This window comes from Endozoicomonas sp. GU-1 (assembly GCF_027366395.1).
Classification (GTDB): Bacteria; Pseudomonadota; Gammaproteobacteria; order Pseudomonadales; family Endozoicomonadaceae; genus Endozoicomonas.
The window spans coordinates 3,654,235-3,676,309 of the sequence record NZ_CP114771.1 but is presented as its reverse complement, the minus strand read 5'-3'; the positions used below and the strand labels follow the sequence as shown (position 1 = coordinate 3,676,309).

The window sequence follows — 22,075 nt, the reverse complement described above, 5'->3', positions numbered from 1 at the left end:
TGATCATGACCAAGACAACCACGAATAAGAATCGGCTGCAGCTTGCCCTTGTCATTCTGATCCCATCCATGGCCATGGGGTTGGCCTGGATTATGTACTTTACCGGGGCATGGATACCAGAAGGAAGAACCAATAAAGGCGAGCTTTTACTACCACCGGCCCAGTTTGCCGCACTGCATCTTCAGGATGGTGAAAAGCGTGTAGATGCCGCAGAAACAGAGGGCCTCTGGCGAGTGGTGGTGTTTGGCAGTGCCCGTTGTGAAGAGTCTGATTGTGTCGCCAGCCTGTATAAAACCCGTCAGGTGCATATTGCCCTGGGAAAAGAGTCTGAACGGGTGACCCGGTTTTACATTGCTCCGGAAAAACCGGTGCCCTCCTCAGAACTTGAAACGGAACATCCGGGCATTTACTGGCTGAACGCAGACAAAAACCATGTGCAAACCGCACTCGGTCTTAAGCACTGGCCAGAGAACCGTATTTTTATCATTGATCCGCTGGGTAATCTGATCATGGGATACCGGGTTGATCAGCCCGGCGGTGATGTGCTGAAAGATCTGCAAAAGCTGCTGAAAGCGTCCAATATCGGTTAATGGGTACTAAATGATTATTGAGTCATTGGTTTTTGTTTAATGTGGTATTTTTTGGTTAAAAAAAGGGTTGGTAATGGGTAGTCAACTCACTGGAGTGGCAATGAAGAAAAAAGGATTTTATCTGGCGCTGATCGCAACGCTGCTGGCAAGTATTGTGGTTGGTGTGGGTGCCTATACCAGGCTGGTGCATGCCGGGCTGGGCTGCCCTGACTGGCCCGGCTGTTATGGTTTTCTGACTGTGCCGGATACTCAGCAGGAGATTGCTCATGCCGAGTCACTCTTTCCGGAGGCCCCGGTTGAAGTTGATAAGGGGTGGGCAGAGATGATCCACCGTTATGTGGCTGGCACCCTGATGCTTCTGGTGTTGATGATTGTTATTCAGGCATTCAGACACCGGCGTGAGCCGGGTCAGCCGTTCAAGCTGCCCATTCTGATCCTTGCACTGATTACCCTGCAGGCCGCTTTTGGTATGTGGACCGTCACACTAAAACTGTGGCCCCAGGTTGTAACTGCTCATTTACTGGGTGGTTTTGCCACCTTCAGTCTGTTGTTTCTCTTAACGTTGAGGTTGTCCGGCGTGCATCGAGAAAAGGTGCCGCATAAGCCGTTTTTGTTCCTGAAGTGGCTGGCAGTATTCAGTCTGGTGCTGGTGGTTGGTCAGGTCAGTCTGGGTGGTTGGACCAGCTCTAACTATGCAGCTCTTGCCTGCTCTGATCTACCAATGTGTCAGGGGCAGTGGCTCCCACCCATGAATTTTGCAGAGGGATTTGATGTCGGGCAGGACATTGGTCCGAATTATCTGGGCGGGCAGCTGCATGCTGAGGCCAGAACCGCCATACATTTTGCCCACAGAGCAGGGGCAATACTGATAGTAATATTACTGACGTTGCAAATGCTTATTGCGCTCAAGGTGTCTTTCAGGGTTGGCGGTTCTGTAGGGTCAACGGTTCGAAAACTGATGCTGCTGGTTATGGTTATGTTGACGGTCCAGGTGGCTCTTGGCCTGAGCAATATCATCTGGAGCCTGCCGCTGAGCATTGCCGTAGCCCATAACCTGGGGGGGGCCTTGTTGTTGTTATCACTGGTGGCCTATAACTACTTCTTATTCGGTGGTGCTCTTAGGAAAAGTGGTCTGAACAACAGTTTGCAGGAAAGAGAGGGCTGAGCATGAGTCAAAGTAATGTATTACCGGCAGGGAGTGCCCACTGGAAGGATTATCTTGAGCTGACCAAGCCGAAGGTGGTCGCGCTGATGATCTTAACGTCGGTTATTGGTATGTACCTGGCAACACCCGGTTGGGTACCGCTGGATATTCTGTTCTTTGGTAACCTGGGGATTGCTCTGTGTGCTGGTGCCGCAGCGGTGATTAATCATGTCGTTGACCGACAGATCGATACGATGATGGCGAGAACCCATAATCGTCCGGTGGCCACTGGTCGGGTTGAACCGCTCCAGGCAGTCATTTTTGCCTTTATTATTGGTTCGCTGGGAATGGCCATGCTGTTTGTGCTGGTTAATCCTCTGACCGCCTGGTTAACATTCGCGTCCCTGATGGGCTATGCAGTGGTCTATACGCTGATTCTGAAACGGGCAACACCACAGAATATTGTTATTGGTGGTTTGGCCGGGGCGGCTCCTCCCCTGCTCGGCTGGACTGCCGTGGCCGGACAGTTTGAAGGCCATGGCCTTTTGCTGGTACTGATTATTTTTGCCTGGACGCCGCCTCACTTCTGGGCACTGGCGATCCATCGCAAGGAGGAGTATGCCAAAGCGGATGTTCCCATGTTGCCAGTTACCCATGGTGAGGCTTACACCAAACTTCATATTCTGCTCTATACCATTATCATGTTTATGGTCACCCTGTTGCCATTCCTGACGGGTATGAGTGGGGTGATCTATCTGGTGGGTGCAACCATTCTGGGAGCACGCTTTTTATACTGGTCCATTGTTCTGCTCCGTGACAGCAGACCTCATGCCGCCATCAAGACCTTCAGGTTTTCAATTACCTATTTGATGCTGCTATTTGTGGTGTTACTGGTGGACCACTATTCATTTTATCTCTGGGTGTAAGGAGTCCCTGTGGACACAGAAAGGAGTAAAGGGGTGAAAAAGACGGTCACTATTTTACTGGCAGCCGTCGCTGTTGTGCTCGGGGTGACGGCGAATAAATTTATCAACAAGCCAGCGTTATCCAAAGAGCAGCTGCAACAGATGGGAGCGGTGGTGTTTGAAACACCCAGGGCTTTCACCATGGATGGGTTGGTTGACCATAACGGCCAGCCATTTGTTGCAGAAAATCTTAAGGGGCGCTGGAGCCTGGTCTATTTCGGTTTTACCTTCTGCCCTGATATCTGCCCGGCAACGCTCAGTCAGTTAAATAAGCTGGACGCACTGCTCAAGGAGAAATCGCCAAGTCTGGCGAAAGAGATGCAGTACCTGATGGTGACGGTGGACCCACGAAGAGACACCCCTGACAAACTGAAAGGCTATGTGCCCTACTTTAATAAGGACTTTACCGGCATTACCGGAGAAATCGCTGATGTTTATAACCTGGCGGTTCAGATGAATGTCCCGTTCACCCCGGTGGTTGATCCTGAGGATGAGTTTTATCTGGTGGATCATGGTGCCAATCTGGCCCTGGTTAATCCGCAAGGACACTATCACGGGTTTATACGGCCACCGTTGGAACCCGGTAAGCTCAGGACTGTGTTGTTAAGTATTGACAAGAGTCATTGAGTCTTGATTTTTACAATCTTTTTGATGTTAAAGCCAGCGAATGCTGGCTTTGCAAATTAATAGAGAGTGCCAACCAAAAGTTTTTTCAGGGCAGTGGTCCGATCGAAAGTACGATGGGTCAAGAATCGGTCGGAATCATTTCAAGCTCGATAAATTTACTGATTTCATAAACCAGATCAATGGCTAAATTCGCCAGTTGTGTGAAGTTTTCAGCTTCCTCAGGCGTTCGTATTTTATGTTTGAAATTATTTCTTTTATTCATGTTCATTAAAGGTGTCTTGAAGAAGGCGTGAATATCAAGAAAGGTTTCAATACCATGTGGCTTTAACAATTCCTCATCAAGCTGGGCCAGGTCGAGAACAGGAATGGTGGTTCTTCTTTGATGATAATCAATCTCTTCCTGGAGATCTTCTTCTGGTGTGTGCGCTTCAATAAAGCGCAGATGATAATGTTCCATTAGCAAATTGATTAATGGTTGTTTAATTTTTTTTATGTAATTAATAATTGCTTTTTTTTGTTGATTGGTTTTACTGTTTGCTTCATCATCCAAGGGTTTATAATCAGGAATTTTAGTGGCTAAAGCTACCAACTGTTCCATGTAGGTGACTAATGGGTGATTTGGCAGCCATCGGATGAGTTCCTTTCTGTACGCAACAGCGTCATGATATTTTGTGATGATGACATCGATAGCAGTGTCCGCTAATGTACGCTTGAGAGGAGCATTCAAAGTAGTTGTTTTATCTGTTGTCGTACTGCCCTTTAAAATGGTTACATCAGAATACCGATTATAAAGTTGATCAGTAATCACTTTAGCAGCCATCGCAACTGATCCATCCGTTGTTTCTGTAAGTACTTTTGTATTTTTAGCAAATCTTGGTAATTCTTTTTCATCACGGATCATTCCTAAATATATTGCCAATTCTCCTACTTTAGGTTTAAGTTGAAATGGTTCTTCGATAACCAGAATTTTTCTGGTTAAAAGTTTCCCTGCCATTCCTTTAATAAACCATGAAGTTAACTCCTCATTTTCTTCTGGCGAAGGTGTTTTTGCAGGACGTTGTTCCACGGAAACACTGGGCTGCTGCGAAGCTGGTTCTGCTTTTTTCAGTGCTCTTTGAGAAACTACCCTTGGAGTACTAATATCAAGATCTCTTTTTAGTAATATTTGGATATCCGCAGGCAGTATGCCAATTTTTCTAAAGCCGTGCTCAACGCAGACCAGGTAATGTTTTCCTTCATCAATATCAACGGATTCAACTGGATCCTGTTCAGTTGAGACAAAATTTTTGGGTGAAATCTGTAACCGGGCAAACGATTGAGCATATTCGCTGTGTTCAGAAATATTTGGAAAATTTATTTTCATAACTTCTCTTGTTACTTCCTGCCTAAATTTTGGTCAGGGTGAAATTCTCAAAAAGCTTTAACTCAGTTTACCAGTGCGTAATGTAATTGACCTGGGGCTTTCACGGTCTTTATTGCTCCAATACAACATAGAGTTTTCAACAGTCTGGATGGCAATGGAACCTGTGCCAAATTTTTTGATGTTAAAGCCAGCGGATGCTGGCTTTTACCTGAATCTGTGTCGACTCTTAATCAATTCTTGCTTTTGCCATCCTCGCTACGGGCAGTCTATTCTCGGACAGCCTCCTAGAGGCTACCTTGAAAGTCTATCAGCATCTCGACAACAGTTTGCTTCAGGGGAAATGACTCCATATTGATTATTTGGTCAGTAATCGTTTGAATGGTATTGGGGAGATCGGGATTGTCGGGTTTGGCAAGGCGTAATAATTTCCTCAAAGTATCAAGAAAATAAGTCTCGGAGCTTCTTTTTTGCACTTTTTCATCATGAACCTTTTTCAGAATTTGGGATGCAAGTGTCTCAATGTCAAGATATGCACGATAGCTGTTGTTCAGCTCAATAGCCCAATGAATATCATCGTTATTAATAGCTCTTTTTATGAGTGTATCCACAGCCTCTTGGCTCCAACAACGGCTGCTTGCCAGTTGTTTTTGACAGGCTTCTTTTGCAAAACGATAAATGCCTTGAAAATATGGATCAGGTTTGCTTGCCAGCTTTTCCAGAATCATGATATTCGCCGCTTTGGTATCTTGCTCGCTGACAAACAAAGGGAGTATCAGTTTAAGCAGAGAACGCTCATTTTGATCTATAGCCTTAACAATCGCTTCTTTGAGTTTCGCTGGGTCCATCGTTGCCTGGTAGCGGGCCTTCAGTTCAGCTGCCCACTCCAAACCTTCACGACTTATGGTACTGACTGCCTTTGACATCGCGGCATCGACGGCAGTTTGGTCCATAACACCGTGACTTAGCAATGTGCTGATAAAGCTCATGTAATTGGAAAAGAAACCGTCATAACGCAGATCAAGAAGCTCCGGGGAGCCATCTTGCGGCTGTGTTGCCACGGTTTTTAAAATGTAATGTAGGGTAAACTGACAAGTCTCGTCATCTTTATTGTACAGATGCAAGATGCTTTGTAGATTTCGGCTTTTTTCATCATAAGTTTTTTGCAGTTGTTCCTTCAATTCTGAAAAGTCCAGGGAGAATTTATATTCATCTCTCATGGTTTTTGCGTCATAGAATCTACCTTTTGAAACAAGATAATCAAACGCCTCTTTAAGTGCACTTTCATTTGGTATTTTTGATTCAACCAGTTGGTTGACCAATACACAGTTTGTATGGCCTTCGTTTTTCAGTACTTCTTGCAAAAAATCGGAAACAACTGTTTTAGAGGCATCATCATTGGTCATTAATTCCAATGCTAGCTGGATTTTATTCTTGGCACATGCCGAATCAGAAGGATGACTGGGCGATGGTGGTAGTGCATGCCACAAAACTTCCTTTAATTGAGTTGCATTGAGTGTGAGCCCGTATCGGCTTTTCAGTTGCCATATTGCTGGAAAGTTATTGGAGCTTATCGCCTCGTCCATAAGAGGCTTTATAGCATCCAAAGTCAGCGGGTCACAGTTTACCGATGTTTCCACGACCGAGAGCGTTGGGTCTTCGGTTTTGGGATTGTCACAGTAATGAAGATGTACTGAACCAGCTACACGCCAATTATTCGGATCATCCTCAACTACTTTCGTTTTACAGACGGCACAAGTAGCAGTATACGGAAGGCTGACGTCTAGATCAGCCAGTTGTCGGCAGTGCTCATGCCAATTCCTGGAACATTGATTATGCATCAAGTGTCTACATGGAGATAAGATAACTACAGGTTCATGATAGAAACCGTGAATATTTTCACGATAAGGGTTTTCACAAGTATCATTTAGACAAACCGAACACTTATGTCTTTCAGAATTACACATCGAGCGATATGAAACATTCATAATATTCACCATGAATTTTATAAGTCAGGTTTTAATGTTGTTAGTGAGTTATTCCAGATCGAAATTATTATTTAAATCAAGATAAACAAAGAAACACATTATTCTTGTTACCCTCAGATCAGCTTGACTAAAGTACTTAGTCTTTGTTTAAACATTAAACACGTAATCTATAGTTGTTAAATAATGTGTTATCAAGAACATCAATTTCAAACTGACTTTTCTTAAAGATCAAATTCATGAATTGGCTAGTGCATGATTTCAAAAAGCTATAAATAAACTGACGAAGCCGGCTCGAAAATAATTATGAAAAAATCACCAGTTCGTTTCGAACCTTGATGATTGATCGTTGGGATATTTTGTTTAAAGGAATTGCTGCCGGGGAGGAATTGGTATTAGCTGCCAGCCCTGTCACGTATACGACCTTGGGCTGATCTCTCTGTTGTGAATTCGTGGACTCAGGTTTTATTATTACTTATTTTTTATCAACCGGGTGATTAAAAAAAGTAAAAAGCTGGCCACAACCACTGAAGGAGCAGCAGGCGTGTCCAGAAACCATGAAGCCGCCAGGCCTCCGGACACACCAAGGATGCCAAGCAGCGCTGAAAAAATCACCATCTGCTCTGGTGTGCGCGCCAGCCGCTGGGCGGTCGCTGCCGGAATAATCATCAGGGAGGTAATCAGCAGGACACCGACTATCTTCATGGCTACGGCGATCACCAGGGCCATTAGCAGGGTTAGTGTCATTCTGAGTTTCCTGACCGGAATGCCCTCCACCTGGGCCAGCTCGGCATGAACAGACATGGACAACAACGGTTTCCAGAGCCATGCCAGTGTCGCCAGAACCAGGGCTCCTCCTCCGTAAATCCAGTAAAGGTCCGAGGGGCCGGTTGCCAGCAGGTCACCGAACAGATAGGACATCATATCTACCCGAACATTATCCGCAAAGCTGACGGTGACCAGACCAATGGATAGCGAACTGTGGGCAAGGATTCCCAGCAGGGTGTCGGATGCCATGTGTTGTTTTTCCTGGAAGCTGACCAGGATAGCGGCGATCATCAGTGAACTGGCAATAACGGCCAGGTTGATATTGATATCCAGCATCAGCCCCAGTGAAACCCCCAGCAGAGCAGAGTGAGAGAGGGTATCGCCGAAATAAGCCATACGTCGCCAGACTACAAAGCAGCCCAGTGGTGCTGCCAGCAGAGCCACGCCATAGCCTGCCAGTAAGGCAGATAAGAGAATGTCCGGCATCATTGTTTTCCTTCAGATACAGGGCTTTGTGGCTCAAGAATATGTCCGTCAACGCCATGATGGTGGTCGTGATGGTGAGTATATACCGCCAATTCGTCTGACGCTCCACCAAACAGGCGAAGGTACGCCGGGTGTTGCTTAACCTGGTGAGGATGGCCGGAGCAGCAGACATGCTGATTGATGCAAATGACCTTATCGGTGGATGCCATAACCAGATGGAGGTCGTGGGACACCATCAGCACGGCACAGTGCTCCCGGTCTCTGGACGCGTTGCGAATCTCCGTGATCAGCTGGTAAAGCTCCTTTTGGCCGGTGACATCAACCCCTTGCACCGGTTCATCCAGCACCAGAAGGTGTGGTTTATGCAGCAGTGCCCGGGCCAGCAGAACCCTTTGCAGCTCACCACCCGACAGCGATTGCAGGGGAGACTGGAGCACATGGCTGACGCCGGCTCGCCCAAGGGCGTCGTGAACGGCGGTTAAACGACAACCGGTCAGTCTAAGGAACCGGTTGACCGTCAGTGGCATGGAGTCATCAATATGAAGCTTTTGCGGCATGTAGCCAATGCGCAGCCCTTTTCTGACGGAGCGCTGGCCGGATGTGGATTCCTGCAATCCAAGGGCTACCCGTACAAGGGTGGTTTTTCCTGCACCGTTCGGGCCTATCAGGGTAACGATTTCACCGGGATTCACCTGCAGGTTGATCCCGGTCAGTACCTCTCTGTTCTGGAACTTCATCCAGATATTGCTCAACTCTATTAATGGTTGATTCATAATATGTGATTATTCAATTCGTTTTGCAGTTGGTGCATAAACCAGCCAGCTCTATTGAGGCATCCGCAATGATAAAGCCGTGTTCACTGGCACAGTCTTCCAGGGAATGTTCAATGGCCGGGTGTTCAATTTCAATGGTGGTCCGGCATTGGGTACAGATCAGAAAGCAGCTGTTATGTGGCGTGCTCGGATGGCAGCAGCCAATGTAGGCATTGATGGATGACAAACGATGGACCAGCCCTTGCTCCCGGAGAAAATCCAATGCCCTGTAGACGGTGGGAGGCTGGGCGGGTTTGGACTCTCCCTGAGTCAATTCTGCCAGTATTTCATAGGCCCCGACCGGGCAATGGCTCTGCCAGATCAGCTCTAACACCCTTTCTCTGAGGGGCGTCAGGCGAATATTGCGACTCCGGCAAAGCAAACGGGCTTTATTCAAAGCATCTTTGATACAGTGCTGATGGTTATGGTCTCTGTAGGGATTAAAGCAAGACATGATCCGATCGAATAAACTGATGTATGTTATAATATAACGCTTTCCGGGGTTTCATATCTACAAAAGTAAAATTAAAATCAAGTGAAACTCTTCCTGAAGTTCCAGTGGATACTGATTCAATAGATACCAACCAATCAGATTAATTCTGCCAGCGCAAGCTCTGTTCGTTTTCTCAGCATATCTCTGAATTTATTCGGATCAAGAAAATGGCGCAGGAGATTTGCCTCATGCTCATTATCTGCCTGAGTTTCCGGATATACGAAGGTAATCAGCCGGGAAATCCAGAATCTGAAAGCGGCCAGCCGCAACATGATTGGCCAGGCTTTTTGTTCATTCTCAGTAAAAGGCCGGATCTGTGCATAAGACTCGGTCAGTGCTTTTAAGCGCTGGCTATCCAGTTCAAGCGTATCAGTAAGACACCAGTCGTTTACAGTAACCGCCAGGTCATAGATCAGCCAGTCATTACAGGCCTGATAGAAGTCGATCACGGCTGAGATTCTGCCCTGATCAAACAGTACATTATTATGAAACAGGTCGCCATGAATCAGCCCGGTTGGCAGGTTGTCAAACGCAAGCAAAGCATCAGAGAAGCTGTGCCATTGCTCAGCCATAAAGTGGGCATCATCCTGGCCAAGTAATGGAATGAGTCTTTTCTGCTGGGCATCAAGCCAGGCAAGTCCCCGCTGGTTCTCCTGATAAAGGGAGGAACCTTGTCCTGCCTTGTGGATTTTTGCCAGCATCGCACCAATCTGTTGGCACTGCTCCAGAGAGAGGTTTCCGGCGTCAGGGTGCTGCCCGGCAAAGCATGGCACAATCAGCGCCGGTTTGCTTTTTACCGACTGGAGAGCAACGCCACTCTTATCCCGAATCGGGTTGGGCACAGGCAGGCCGAACGCTTTAAGCTCATCCGTATAGTGGATAAAAAATGGCAGCGTGTCGGCGGGCAGATACTCAAAGAGGGTTAATACATAGCGCTGGCGACTGCCCTTGTCATCAATATCCAGAAAGTAGTTGGTATTTTCAACGCCACTTTCAATGCCCTGGAAGGACGTTAAGTTACCCAGGTCATAACGAATCAGAAGTTGCTCGACATCCTGTTGTGTCAAATGGGTATAAACAGACATGAATTCCCTGTTCCTGGATGATTATATCTATGGTTCTGTTGGTACTTAGTGCCACTCAAAAATGGTCCATGAAGGCACTAGCAGGATACGTTTTGTTGGATCAATGGGGTTGCCTTCGTTATCTGAGGCAATCAGGTAGTAGGGCTTACCTACCTTGGGAATCACCTGAACCGCATAAAGCTGGCCACCGACCCGGTACTCTTTATAAGTCCTGGAATCACCGGCACGAATCACGACCGATGTGTCATCCCTGTTCTCCAGCGCTTCAGGGCGCAGGTGCCTGGGAATCTTTTTAATGGCTTCATCAGTAAACACAACCGCTCTCTGGCTCCTATCCGTATGGGCTGTTGGCTGCTCCGGCTTTGCACCTTCCGGACTTTGTGCCGCACAGCCACAAAGAAACAAGGGTAAGAACACCAGACCCAACTGCGCTCTTTTTATCAAGGGTTTCATCAGGAGCCTCATGATAATTGCGGTGGAAACCATTAAACTGCTGGGGAGCATTCTATACCCAGTTACCCAGAATCGTAAGTGAGTCCGTAATCCATGTCAGAACAAGCCAGTACGCCGCCACTCATACTCGTCGACGGCTCATCTTACCTTTATCGCGCCTTTCATGCTTCTGAGCGGGCCAATCTGCGCACGGCTGATGGTCGACCAACGGGCGCTATCCGGGTCATGACAAACATGTTGCGCAGTCTGATGCGTCAATATCAGGATAGCCATGTTGCAGTCATTTTTGACGCCAGGGGAAAAAACTTCCGCCATGACCTGTACAGTGAGTACAAAGCCACCCGTAAACCAATGCCGGACGACTTGCGCTCACAAATAGAACCCATACATCACATTGTTCGTGCGCTTGGCCTGCCTCTGTTAATGATTGAAGGCGTTGAGGCGGATGATGTGATTGGAACGCTGGCCAGACAGGCAACCGAGAAAAAGATCAACACCATCATTTCCACGGGCGATAAGGATATTGCCCAGCTGGTGACTGAGCATGTGTCGCTGATTGATACCATGAATGATGCGTATACCGATCAACAGGGTGTTGAAAGTAAGTTTGGTATTCCTGCCAGCCTGATTATTGACTATCTGGCATTGATGGGTGATAGCAGCGATAACATCCCGGGTATGCCGGGTGTTGGTCAGAAAACAGCATTGGCTCTGCTTAATGGCATCGGCAGTATCGATGAGATTGCCGGGCGGTTGGATGAAGTGGCTGCGCTTGGTTTTCGGGGGAGCAAAAACTTTGCTGAGAAGTTCACCGAGCACAAGGACATTGTGTTGTTGTCCCGGCAGCTGGCTACCATCAAGACCGATGTAGAGCTGCCGGTTTCCATTGAAAGTCTGGAAATGCAGCCCCTTGATAAAGAGCAACTGTTAGCGCTGTTTAAAGAGTACGAATTCAGGACGTTGATTGCCGAGTTGGAGAAAGAAGGCTCTGTTTCCGATGGCAAGGAATCTGACGAACAAACATCAGGCGCTACCGGTGAGTATTCAGTGGTGACTGAGGAGACCGAGTTTCTTGACTGGATAGCACAGCTGGAATCGGCAGAACTGTTTGCGTTTGATACCGAAACCACCAGTCTGGATTACATGGTGGCTGAACTGGTGGGTGTTTCATTTGCCATTGAGCCTGGCAAGGCGGCTTATGTGCCCGTTGCCCATGATTATCTGGGAGCACCAGCCCAGCTGGAGAGAAACTGGGTACTGGAAAAACTCAAGCCTTTGCTGGAAGACCCGGCAAAACAGAAAGTAGGTCAGAACTTTAAGTACGACCAGAGCGTGCTGGCCCGATATGACATTCAAATCAAGGGGGCCGCTTTTGATACCATGCTTGAGTCCTACTGTTTGAACTCCATCGCCACCCGGCACAATATGGATGCCCTGGCTGAGCATTACCTGAATCATAAAACCATTAAATATGAGGATATTGCCGGCAAAGGTGCTAAACAACTGACGTTTAACCAGATTGAGCTTGAGAAAGCGGGCCCCTATGCGGCAGAAGATGCGGATATTACGCTACGTCTCCATCTTGCCATCTGGGAGCAGTTACAGGCTGAGCCTGCGTTGATGGCGGTGTTCCGGGAAGTAGAAATGCCGCTGGTGGATATTCTTTCACGTATTGAGCGCCATGGTGCTTTGGTTGATGGTGTCCTGCTTAAACAACAGAGTCTGGAGATTGGCCAGCGTCTCAAGGAACTGGAGCAAGCAGCCCACGATGTGGCAGGACAGGCATTTAACTTATCATCACCCAAACAGTTGCAGGAGCTTCTGTTTGATAAGCTGCAACTGCCGGTTATCAAGAAAACGCCCAAGGGGCAGCCATCAACTGCTGAAGAGGTCTTGCAGGAGCTTGCCCTGGACTATGAACTGCCCAAGCTGATTCTTGAGCATCGTAGTTTAAGCAAGCTCAAGTCCACTTATACAGAGAAACTTCCGCAGATGATTAATGGGGCGACGGGTCGAATCCATACCTCTTATCATCAGGCAGTCACCGCCACTGGACGACTATCCTCCTCGGATCCTAACCTGCAGAATATTCCCATTCGAACACCGGAAGGTCGCCGGGTGCGACAGGCATTTATTGCACCGGAAGGTTACCAGCTGGTGGCGGCAGATTACTCCCAGATCGAGCTGAGAATCATGGCGCACCTCTCTGGTGATAAAGGTCTGCTGGATGCTTTTGCCCATGGGCTGGACATCCACAAGGCGACGGCGGCTGAAGTCTTTGGCGTGGCGCTTGATGAGGTAACGGGTGATCAGCGACGAAGTGCCAAAGCCATTAACTTTGGTTTGATCTACGGCATGTCGTCCTTCGGACTCGCGAAACAGCTGGGGGTATCCAGGAAATCGGCACAGGAATATATCGATCTGTACTTTGCACGTTATCCGGGTGTTTTAAGGTACATGGAAACAACCAAAAACTTCGCACGGGAAAAGGGGTATGTGGAGACAATATTGGGTCGTCGTCTGTATCTGCCGGAAATCAATGCCAGAAATGGTATGCGCCGTCAGGGTGCTGAGCGAACAGCGATCAATGCACCTATGCAGGGCACTGCTGCAGATATTATCAAGAAGGCGATGATCAGGGTTGATGAGTGGCTGCAAGCGTCGGGGCTTGATGCCCGTGTCATTATGCAGGTCCACGACGAACTGGTGCTTGAAGTTGCCAATGAGAGTCTTGAGGCCGTTGTTGAAGGGATAAAAGTGCAGATGTCCAGTGCTGCCGAGCTCAGTGTTCCACTATTGGTTGAAGCCGGTATGGGGGATAACTGGGATGAAGCCCATTAGTAAAGGTTTCAATGTATTTGATGGGTTTCTTTTATCAATGACACCCAAATTCCGTTCGTCCTGAGCGGAGTCGAAGGGCGTAAACACCTACCCTGAATAAAGACTGTGCCAATCACCCTTCGACTCCGCTCAGGGTGAACGGAGAATGTACACATCAAGCTCATTGAAACCATGTAGCTGCTTTATGTGTAATTAAAGCGAAGCCACCAGTTTGTAAGTTTTTTGTAAGCGGTGGAACTTTATTACCATATTGCTTGTCTCATATAGTGAGTCTCAAATGAGTTGCTCCTTGTGTGTTAAGTGTGTTGGTGATGTTGAAGCGGTATATGCCTCCCCGCATCTATCGTGTAAAGCCAGTGTCCTTTTTCAGGATGCTGGCTTTTTTTAAATTTTTTTTATTTTTCAGGGAACTTTTTGGAGTTTTGCTTGTCTGAGTATATGAGGATGAGAAAAAGGCAGTAGTTCGATTCTGATTTCTTGTTGCTCACTGTGTGTTTTGTGTTGACATTAACTTGAGTGGTAGGCTGCCCCCCTGTAGCCGAAGCTATATAGCCAGTATCCTTCCCCCGGATGCTGGCTTTTTTTTCTGCCGAATTTTTATCCAACCGAGTCTAAAGAATGGCCTTTGTTGACCGTTAAAGAACCTGAGGCGGTGGGCTTGGTTGATTACTTTCATGGGATGCTCGGAGTTTTTCAAGCTCGGAGTTTTTCAAGATAGTCACCCGGATCACGATAAACCCTTAGCTGTGTACTTTGTCGATGTTGCTGTAACAGACGTCATGAAACGGTCATCCTCCCCTGATGACCGTTTTTTTTGCCTGTATTGTTCATTTCTTTATCTCTCTATTGACCAATTTGCTGCCACCGCAGCAGGGCAGTCTGTTCTTGGTCAGCCTCCTTAGCTTGAGGTAATAAGCGACAGTTCCTGTACAGCTACCGACAGCATGGCAAGGTTTTGCTCTCTGGCGGATTGTATTTCCCGGATTGTCGCTTTCCAGCGATCAATCAGCTCAGCATTTTTTTCCAGCCACCGGTTAAGGCGTTCTTCCGGCTTTCCCTGTGAATGGGTCAGAACATGGATACAATTATCATTGAGGGTTCGATCCAGCTGATCTTTCAGGGATGATTGTGCCTTGCGTTGCCAGAGGTCGTTAACCGGCAGTTGACGAATACGTTCTCTTAACCAGGGCAGGCACAGATAATCTTCAAGGGCAAAAAAGACAGAGGCCACATCAATAACGGTAAATTGATATTCATTCGCCACACTGACCATAAACAGTACGTAATAAAGATAGCGAAGGCCCGCACAGGTTTCCGCCAGCGTTTGCGGCAACTGTGCTTCCTGAAGCCGGGTAACCCTGCCACCCAGCCATGCGCAATCTTCCTCTCCCAGCAGCTCCGCCAGTTGTCCGCTGACGGCACAGACGCCCGGTTTATAGTTACTGATGAGCGACTCTATATCCATAGGGCAGCCATGACTCTTCAGCAACCAGATGCAGGCTTTTTCGATATGCTGCTGTACCCGGAACAGTTCTACTCTCTGGATATCATCTTTGACATCAAAACCCAGGCTTTCAAACTGATCCCAGATGGATGGAATGGAAAAGATCTCTTTTATCGCCATAAATGCCCGGACACAATTAAGCTCCGACTGTCGGGTTTCCTGATGGATATACTCAATAAACGTCGCTCCCATCCGGTTGCCAACCTCATTGCTGAGATGGGTCGCCAGTATTTCAGTTTTTAATGGGTGATGTCTGATCTGATCAGGGAACTGGTTGCGCAGCTGTGATGGAAAATAGTCCAGCAGCTTTGCCGCCAGTATCGGGTCATCAGCCACCTTGGCTGAGACCAGGGATTCAAACAGCTCCAGCTTGGTATGGGACAAAAGAATGGCTATTTCTGGCCGGGTAAGGCCTTCGCCCGCTTTCACCCTGGCTTTAATTTCTGTATCCGATGGCAGGCCGTCCTGAGCCCGGTTAAGACGCCCTTTTTGTTCGAGATTCCTGATCAGAAAGCGATGGTCATTAAACAGCAGAACATTCTGTTGCAGGCTCAGGCTTAGCCTCTGGCTCTGTAAAAAATTATGCCTGAGAACCAGCCTGGCGATCTCATCGGTCATACTGGCCAGCAGACTATTACGCTGCTTTATGGTTATGTCACCATCATCCACCATCTGATTGAGCAGAATCTTGATGTTGACTTCATGGTCTGAGCTGTCGACTCCCCCTGAGTTGTCTATGGCGTCGGTGTTGATCAGGCCGCCCCTGCTGGAGAATTCAATTCTTGCCAACTGAGTCAGGCCCAGATTTCCGCCCTCCCCTACCGCGCTGGTATTCAGTTCACTGGCACTGATCCTGACATTATCATTAGACCGGTCCCCGGCATCGGCATTGCTTTCACTGCTGGCTCTTATGTAAGTGCCAATCCCGCCATTCCACAACAGATCCGCTGGTGCTTTCAGAATTGTCTGGATAAGTTCCGCAGGCGACAAAATGGTTTTATCCGTTGCCAGTGCAGTCCTGGCCTGCTTGCTCAAAAGAATGCTTTTCAGCTGGCGACTGAATACACCGCCACCTTCTGATAGTTTGCTGCGGTCGTAATCATCCCAGGAGGACCGGGGTAAATTAAACAGGCGCTGACGCTCATTGAAGCTGACTGAAATATCCGGATCAGGGTCAATAAAGATATGCTGGTGGTTAAAGGCGGCAATCAGACGAATATGGTTGGAAAGTAGCATGCCATTGCCAAATACATCACCGGACATATCACCAATACCGATGACCGTAAAATCCCGGGTCTGGGTATCGATTTCACGCTCCTTGAAGATCCTTTTTACCGACTCCCAGGCACCCCGGGCAGTGATCCCCATTTTTTTATGGTCATAGCCCTGGCTGCCACCAGAGGCAAAAGCGTCCCGCAGCCAGAACCCATAGGATTGGGATACATCGTTGGCGATATCGGAAAAGCTGGCGGTGCCTTTATCCGCTGCCACCACAAGGTAAGGGTCATCATCATCGTAGCGAATGACGTTTTCAGGAGGGATGATGTTTCCGCCCTGCAGGTTATCGGTCAGATCCAGAAGTCCGGAGATAAATGCTCGATAACATGCAATCCCTTCCGCCTGTATTTCTTCCCTGGAGCCATTGGCCGGGAGATTTTTGGTGACAAAGCCCCCTTGGCCCCGTGGGGAACAATAATGGCATTTTTGATCATCTGGGCTTTGACCAGCCCCAGAATCTCGGTGCGGAAATCCTCCATTCGGTCTGACCATCGTAATCCTCCCCTGGCAATCTTCCCGCAGCGCATATGGATGCCTTCAAAGCGAGGCGAGTAGACAAATATTTCAAACATGGGCCTTGGCTGAGGTGAGGTTGGAATCTTTTCCGGTTGCAGTTTGAACGACAGATAACCTTTTGGCTCCTCCTGTTTCTGATAGGCGCTGGTTCTCAACATGGCCTCGATGACGCTGAGAAAGTGACGCAGGATCCGGTCTTCATCAAGGTTGGCGACACTGTCCAGCAATTGGTAAATCCGGTCAGAGCAGGCACTGGCCATGTTATGGCGATCACCACGGAAATCCGGATAAAAACGAATGCTGAACAGGTCTACGATTTCACGCACCACCGATGGGTTGCTGTTCAGCACTTTCTGCATATAGCTCTGGCTGAAGGGCACTGGCAGTTGCATCAGGTATTTGGACAGAGCCCGGATGAGCACAACCTGCTCCCAGTTCAAACCGGCTGAAACCACCAGGCCGTTGAACCCGTCATTCTCCATATCCCCCTTCCAGGTGCGAATAAACACCTCCCGGAACTGCTCCCGCAGGTGGGTATCTTCAAGGTTGGTCTGGTTTGAGGTGTCAACTTCCGGCGGGTTTATTTTGGCTGTCAGAGCGTTATCATGGCCATCAGGCTCAATACTGAAATCAAGCACCCAGGCATGTTCCTGTCGATAGGGAGTGATGGCGTAAGGCCTCGCACTGCGAACCCTGACGCCCATTTGCTCAAGAATGGGAAGTACATCTGAAAGTGCCAGGAGAGGCCCTTTACCAAGCACCCGAAAGTGCCACCGATAATGGTCGGTAACCGGACGGTAGAGACTGGTTCTTATTTGATGGCTGTCTTTTAACGATTCCAGACGTTGAATGTCTGCTACTGCCTGTCGGGGGGTAACGTCCTCCCGGTAAGCGGCGGGAAATGCCGGCAGATAACACTGCGCCAGCCGGTTACCCGAAGCCTCACCAAATGCCTCTTTTAACGCCTGTTGCAGGTGATCTGTCCAGTTCAGCATCGCTTCATGAATCATGGCTTCCAGCCGTTCAACATCGATATCCTGCTGGCTGGCATGACGACAATGCACGGTAAATTGCAACTGCGCCATTGGGTTTTCCGATAGCTGAACATTGAAATCAATACTGTTACCACTCAGCTCACTGAGCAGGATCTGTTGCATCTGTAAGCGAAGTTCTGTGTTGAAATTATCTCTGGATACGTAAATAAGCACCGTAATAAAGCGGTCATAGGGGTCGGGACGAAGGAATACTTTCAACTGCCGCAATTCATGACAGTCAAGAATCCCGTTAATGACGCCCTTAAGTTGTTCAAAACTTGCCTGCAGGAGCTCGTCCCTTGGGTAGTTGTGAATAATGTGGCGCAGGGCATTACCCCGGTGGCTGTTTATCGGGCAGCTGTTGCTTTTTAAAAGCCTGGCCACTTTCTTTCGTATCAGCGGAATATTATCCAGCGGAACGTTGTAGGCGGTTGAGGAAAACAGTCCGAAAAAACGCCATTCTCCGGTGACTGCACCGGCATCGTTAAATTGTTTTATCCCGATATAGTCCAGGTGTGCGGATCGATGAACCGTTGAGCGGCTGATGGATTTGGTGATAACCAGTAACTCAGGTGCCTGAATTTGTGAGGCAATATAGGGGGACAGTTCTTGCTCTACCGGATGCTGATGGGAGGCCTCCCGAAACGTCCCCAGACCGGTTTTGCTGTTGGCGCGCAGTCTTAGTGTGTTGGACCCATGGATGATCTCGTAATAGCGGAAGCCGATGAACAGAAAATTGTCTTTTTTCAGCCACTTCATAAAAGCAAGCGCTTCTTTCTGTTCAGCATCCGGTAATGGCACAGGGTGGCTTTGACACCATTGAATGGCATCATCCAGCCTGGTTTGCATGGCCTCCCAGTCAGAAACCACTTTATGAACATCCGCAACGATAGCCCGAATACCGGCAGCGACTTTTTCTAAATCCAGTTGTTCCGGTTGGCGGTCTATTTCAACCCGAATAACGGCCTCGGTTATTTCTGCCTGTGGCGTGCTGATGGCTTGCAGCTGACCTGTACTGTCCCTCGCTAACCGAAGAGTGGGGTGATTCAGGCTGTAAACTTTTATTTTCTGACGATCAAGCTCCATCAACACAGAAGACACCAGAAAGGGCATATCATCCGTGATAATTTCAACAATGCTGTGTGTGGAGTGCCAGTGGTGGGTTTCCGGTTCCGGGTTGTAGACGCGGATCTTGATTTGTTCCGGCTGCCGGGCCTGTAGAAACTGCCAGAGGCAAAGGAGTGCGCCATAGCAGTCATCGGTATTGATCCGGGTCAGGTCTTTGCTGGCAACTCCCCGGTAATAGGCATCAGCAAGCGCCTGTATTTGCTCATATTCTTTGGTAGACATGCGCTTTGCCAGAAGCGATTGAACCTGATTAACGATGATGGCTCGAAAATCGGTAAAGCGGTCCATGATATTCCTCTGTCACTGGAATTGAGTACGGCAAACTGTCCCACCTGATTTGCCGGGTTATAAGTAGTTAACCAAATGAAATCATATATTTCTGACTAAGTTGTCAGTCACTCTGCGGCGTTGCAACTCCGGTCACATAGCTACGGCTATGCTCCCTACGTTGCGCCTTGCATAGCAACTGCCCACTTAGCCAGAAATATATGATTTCATTTGGCCAACTACTTACCATAACTGTCAATGCTTATGGGCCAGAATAAATTGATCACCACGACGTACTGTCATTGGTTTTCCGCAGTGACAACTTTTGGGTGACATCGATCAACACCGCTGTATAAAATTGCGTTTGCTCTATTGGCAATGAGCCGATTAAGCAGTGTCTGGTTGCGTTAACAATGTCAGCTTGGCTTTGCTGACAGCCTTCTTGTTGAGCTTTTCTGACAAGCTGCTCGTCAAGCCTCTCGTCAAGATAGTCGAGAAATAGCTAAAATGCCTTGGGATTGCTGATTTTGCGGGGGCTAAGCATAATCCGTAGCCCTGATGGAATTTGCAAGCGGCATCCAATTCTGGTATAAAGCCCGATCTTTGTATGAGGGTAGCTGCTGATGAGTCTTGAAGGTCTCTTGACTCTGTAACCATGGGCAGATCTGCCCGAAGCAGACACTGGAATTCAGTTAAGTTTTCCGGCCTCATGGCTGGTGATTTTGGTTTAAGAGACGGTTTGAGAGGCCATCCACATGTCCAAGGTTTGTCAGGTTACCGGCAAGCGCCCGGTTACCGGGAACAATGTTTCCCACGCTCAGAATAAAACCCGTCGTCGCTTCGTGCCTAATCTGCACCACAAGCGCTTCTGGGTTGAAAGTGAAAAGCGCTTTGTGCGCCTGCGTGTTTCTGCAAAAGGCATGCGTATTATCGACAAGAAAGGCATTGATGCCGTTCTGGCTGATCTGCGCGCCAGCGGTCAATCTTTTTAAGTCGAGATAGCTAACTTAGCAGGAGCATAAATCATGGCTAAAGGTATTCGTGAGAAAATCAAGCTGGTTTCCAGCGCAGGCACTGGTCACTACTACACCACCACCAAGAACAAGCGTAATACGCCTGACAAGCTGGTGTTCAAGAAGTATGACCCGGTTGTTCGCAAGCACGTTGAGTACAAGGAATACAAGATCAAGTAAATCTTGTTTGCTTTGCTCTGGTCCGTATCAGGCAAATTGATACGGACCGCCACTCACTTCTGTTGCGCTTTCCCCCCTCTGTTAATATTCCTGCTCAGGATCAAAACCTGCTATCCCCTGCTTTGCACTTAGTAACTGTGTGCGCTCACTACTGTTGCATTGTGGTTGCACTGTTATAATGCGCGCCATTCAAGAACATCAGCTGTAGGTCATGATGAAACCGGAACTCCTTTCGCCAGCGGGAACACTGAAGAATATGCACTTTGCTTTTGCCTATGGTGCAGATGCTGTTTATGCTGGCCAGCCCCGCTATAGTCTGAGAGTCCGCAATAACGACTTTAAACTGGATAATCTGAAAAAAGGCATCGATGAGGCTCACGCCCTGGGCAAAAAACTGTATCTGGCCAGTAATATTGCGGCCCATAACAGTAAGGTGAAAACCTATCTCCGGGATATGGAGCCGGTGATTGCCATGGGGCCTGATGCACTGATCATGTCCGATCCGGGTTTGATTATGATGGTGCGTGAAACCTGGCCGGATATGCCCGTCCACCTCTCGGTTCAGGCGAACGCAGTGAACTTTGCCACGGTAAAATTCTGGGCCAGGCAGGGGGTTCAGCGGATTATTCTGTCCCGTGAGTTATCCCTGGAGGAGATTCAGGAGATCCGGGAAGAGTGCCCTGATACGGAGATTGAGGTGTTTGTTCATGGTTCGCTCTGTATCGCGTACTCGGGCCGCTGTCTGCTCTCCGGTTATATCAACAAAAGAGACCCGAACCAGGGAACCTGCACCAATGCCTGTCGCTGGCAGTATCAGGCCCATGAGGCGAAAGAGACTGAGAGCGGTGATGTGATTCCGGTCAGTGGCAGCCCGGAAATGGTTACTCCAACCCTGGGGACTGGCGAAACATCTGACTCTATTTTCCTGCTGCAGGAAAGGGGGCGTCCGGACCAGTATATGCCTGCTTTTGAAGACGAGCATGGCACTTATATTATGAACTCCCGGGATCTCCGGGCTGTCCAGCATGTTCGTCGCTTGACGGAGATGGGCATTCACTCCCTCAAGATCGAAGGGCGCACCAAGTCTTTTTATTATGTCGCCAGAACCGCCCAGGTATACCGTCAAGCCATTGATGATGCCGTAGCGGGTAATCCTTTTGATATGGGCATGATGGACACTCTGGAGAATCTGGCCAACAGAGGTTATACCGAAGGCTTTTATCGTCGCCATGTGCACGATGAGTATCAGAATTATGAAACCGGTAACTCACGGGAAAGCAAGCAGCAGTTTGTCGGTGAAATTGTTGAGTTTGACGATCAGCAGCTGACGGTGGATGTGAAAAACCGCTTTGAGTTGGGGGATACCCTGGAGCTGATGACCCCCAAAGGCAACTATGTGTTCAATCTGGAGCATTTGGAAAATCGCCGTGGTGAACGTATTGATGTAGCTCCCGGATCTGGCCACCTGGTAAAAATACCAAAGCCTGACGGTGTTTTGCCAAATGCCCACTCACTGCTGGTGCGTAATCTGCCCTAATCCGGTGAT

15 protein-coding genes and 2 pseudogenes are annotated in these 22,075 nt (G+C 48.3%); 8 read left to right on the top strand and 9 right to left on the bottom strand.

Translation table 11 applies throughout. The annotated features are described in order from the left end of the window. The first annotated feature begins 5 nt into the window (after positions 1–5). The 4 genes from O3276_RS15385 to O3276_RS15370 all read left to right on the top strand — a co-directional run bounded on the left by O3276_RS15385 (position 6) and on the right by O3276_RS15370 (position 3,326). A complete protein-coding gene (locus O3276_RS15385) occupies positions 6–590 on the top strand; it encodes a redox-active disulfide-containing membrane protein (RefSeq protein WP_269672128.1) in 585 nt (194 codons plus the stop codon). A 73-nt stretch (positions 591–663) separates the two neighbouring features. Next, positions 664–1,755, top strand: coding sequence for a COX15/CtaA family protein (locus tag O3276_RS15380; protein ID WP_269672127.1), 1,092 nt, complete (start codon positions 664–666; stop codon positions 1,753–1,755). 2 nt (positions 1,756–1,757) lie between these two features. Then, on the top strand, positions 1,758–2,660 hold the full coding sequence (gene cyoE / locus O3276_RS15375) for a heme o synthase (protein WP_269672126.1): 903 nt from the start codon (positions 1,758–1,760) through the stop codon (positions 2,658–2,660). A 9-nt stretch (positions 2,661–2,669) separates the two neighbouring features. After that, complete coding sequence (locus O3276_RS15370) at positions 2,670–3,326, top strand: SCO family protein (protein WP_269672125.1); 657 nt, start codon at positions 2,670–2,672, stop codon at positions 3,324–3,326. A gap of 118 nt (positions 3,327–3,444) precedes the next feature. On the opposite strand, the gene O3276_RS15365 is transcribed toward O3276_RS15370, so the two are convergent. From O3276_RS15365 to O3276_RS15335, 7 genes are all read right to left on the bottom strand, one after another. After that, positions 3,445–4,689, bottom strand: a complete 1,245-nt coding sequence (locus O3276_RS15365; RefSeq protein ID WP_269672124.1) for a hypothetical protein — start codon at positions 4,687–4,689, stop codon at positions 3,445–3,447. 284 nt (positions 4,690–4,973) lie between these two features. After that, complete coding sequence (locus tag O3276_RS15360) at positions 4,974–6,527, bottom strand: hypothetical protein (RefSeq protein WP_269672123.1); 1,554 nt, start codon at positions 6,525–6,527, stop codon at positions 4,974–4,976. A gap of 615 nt (positions 6,528–7,142) precedes the next feature. Next, entirely contained in the window at positions 7,143–7,925 is a 783-nt protein-coding gene (gene znuB, locus O3276_RS15355; protein ID WP_269675998.1) for a zinc ABC transporter permease subunit ZnuB, read from the bottom strand. Then, positions 7,925–8,698 (bottom strand): zinc ABC transporter ATP-binding protein ZnuC, encoded by a 774-nt coding sequence (znuC, locus tag O3276_RS15350; protein WP_269672122.1) that lies wholly within the window; start codon positions 8,696–8,698, stop codon positions 7,925–7,927. The genes znuB and znuC overlap by 1 nt, the downstream gene beginning before the upstream one ends. Before the next feature lie 13 nt (positions 8,699–8,711). Then, positions 8,712–9,191: a Fur family transcriptional regulator gene (locus O3276_RS15345; protein ID WP_269672121.1), complete on the bottom strand. Its 480-nt coding sequence runs from the start codon at positions 9,189–9,191 to the stop codon at positions 8,712–8,714. Positions 9,192–9,325: 134 nt separating this feature from the next. Further along, the gene (locus O3276_RS15340; RefSeq protein ID WP_269672120.1) at positions 9,326–10,315 is read right to left on the bottom strand and encodes a homoserine kinase; all 990 of its coding nucleotides are present in this window, start codon (positions 10,313–10,315) and stop codon (positions 9,326–9,328) included. A gap of 45 nt (positions 10,316–10,360) precedes the next feature. After that, positions 10,361–10,768: a DUF2782 domain-containing protein gene (locus tag O3276_RS15335; RefSeq protein ID WP_269672119.1), complete on the bottom strand. Its 408-nt coding sequence runs from the start codon at positions 10,766–10,768 to the stop codon at positions 10,361–10,363. Positions 10,769–10,861: 93 nt separating this feature from the next. On the opposite strand from O3276_RS15335, the gene polA reads away from it, so the two are divergent. After that, the gene (polA, locus tag O3276_RS15330; RefSeq protein WP_269672118.1) at positions 10,862–13,609 is read left to right on the top strand and encodes a DNA polymerase I; all 2,748 of its coding nucleotides are present in this window, start codon (positions 10,862–10,864) and stop codon (positions 13,607–13,609) included. 901 nt (positions 13,610–14,510) lie between these two features. Here polA and O3276_RS15325 read toward each other — a convergent pair. Both O3276_RS15325 and O3276_RS25810 read right to left on the bottom strand, forming a co-directional pair. After that, a pseudogene (locus tag O3276_RS15325) lies at positions 14,511–18,401 on the bottom strand (NAD-glutamate dehydrogenase domain-containing protein); the annotation flags it as partial. Positions 18,402–18,856: 455 nt separating this feature from the next. Beyond that, positions 18,857–19,291, bottom strand: a pseudogene (locus O3276_RS25810) (hypothetical protein); the annotation flags it as partial. 800 nt (positions 19,292–20,091) lie between these two features. On the opposite strand from O3276_RS25810, the gene rpmB reads away from it, so the two are divergent. The 3 genes from rpmB to trhP all read left to right on the top strand — a co-directional run bounded on the left by rpmB (position 20,092) and on the right by trhP (position 22,066). Beyond that, on the top strand, positions 20,092–20,328 hold the full coding sequence (gene rpmB / locus O3276_RS15320) for a 50S ribosomal protein L28 (protein ID WP_101745336.1): 237 nt from the start codon (positions 20,092–20,094) through the stop codon (positions 20,326–20,328). Positions 20,329–20,361: 33 nt separating this feature from the next. Beyond that, positions 20,362–20,529, top strand: a complete 168-nt coding sequence (gene rpmG, locus O3276_RS15315) for a 50S ribosomal protein L33 (RefSeq protein WP_034834535.1) — start codon at positions 20,362–20,364, stop codon at positions 20,527–20,529. 211 nt (positions 20,530–20,740) lie between these two features. Next, the gene (gene trhP, locus O3276_RS15310; RefSeq protein WP_269672117.1) at positions 20,741–22,066 is read left to right on the top strand and encodes a prephenate-dependent tRNA uridine(34) hydroxylase TrhP; all 1,326 of its coding nucleotides are present in this window, start codon (positions 20,741–20,743) and stop codon (positions 22,064–22,066) included. Positions 22,067–22,075 lie beyond the last annotated feature (9 nt).

Excerpts from the sequence above, each read along its gene's own strand:
- O3276_RS15335 (WP_269672119.1), bottom strand. The coding sequence starts at position 10,768 with ATGAAACCCTTGATAAAAAGAGCGCAGTTGGGTCTGGTGTTCTTACCC.
- znuB (WP_269675998.1), bottom strand. The coding sequence starts at position 7,925 with ATGCCGGACATTCTCTTATCTGCCTTACTGGCAGGCTATGGCGTGGCT.
- O3276_RS15360 (WP_269672123.1), bottom strand. The coding sequence starts at position 6,527 with ATGCATAATCAATGTTCCAGGAATTGGCATGAGCACTGCCGACAACTG.
- znuC (WP_269672122.1), bottom strand. The coding sequence starts at position 8,698 with ATGAATCAACCATTAATAGAGTTGAGCAATATCTGGATGAAGTTCCAG.
- rpmB (WP_101745336.1), top strand. The coding sequence starts at position 20,092 with ATGTCCAAGGTTTGTCAGGTTACCGGCAAGCGCCCGGTTACCGGGAAC.
- cyoE (WP_269672126.1), top strand. The coding sequence starts at position 1,758 with ATGAGTCAAAGTAATGTATTACCGGCAGGGAGTGCCCACTGGAAGGAT.
- trhP (WP_269672117.1), top strand. The coding sequence starts at position 20,741 with ATGATGAAACCGGAACTCCTTTCGCCAGCGGGAACACTGAAGAATATG.
- rpmG (WP_034834535.1), top strand. The coding sequence starts at position 20,362 with ATGGCTAAAGGTATTCGTGAGAAAATCAAGCTGGTTTCCAGCGCAGGC.
- O3276_RS15380 (WP_269672127.1), top strand. The coding sequence starts at position 664 with ATGGGTAGTCAACTCACTGGAGTGGCAATGAAGAAAAAAGGATTTTAT.
- O3276_RS15340 (WP_269672120.1), bottom strand. The coding sequence starts at position 10,315 with ATGTCTGTTTATACCCATTTGACACAACAGGATGTCGAGCAACTTCTG.
- O3276_RS15365 (WP_269672124.1), bottom strand. The coding sequence starts at position 4,689 with ATGAAAATAAATTTTCCAAATATTTCTGAACACAGCGAATATGCTCAA.
- O3276_RS15345 (WP_269672121.1), bottom strand. The coding sequence starts at position 9,191 with ATGTCTTGCTTTAATCCCTACAGAGACCATAACCATCAGCACTGTATC.
- O3276_RS15385 (WP_269672128.1), top strand. The coding sequence starts at position 6 with ATGACCAAGACAACCACGAATAAGAATCGGCTGCAGCTTGCCCTTGTC.
- polA (WP_269672118.1), top strand. The coding sequence starts at position 10,862 with ATGTCAGAACAAGCCAGTACGCCGCCACTCATACTCGTCGACGGCTCA.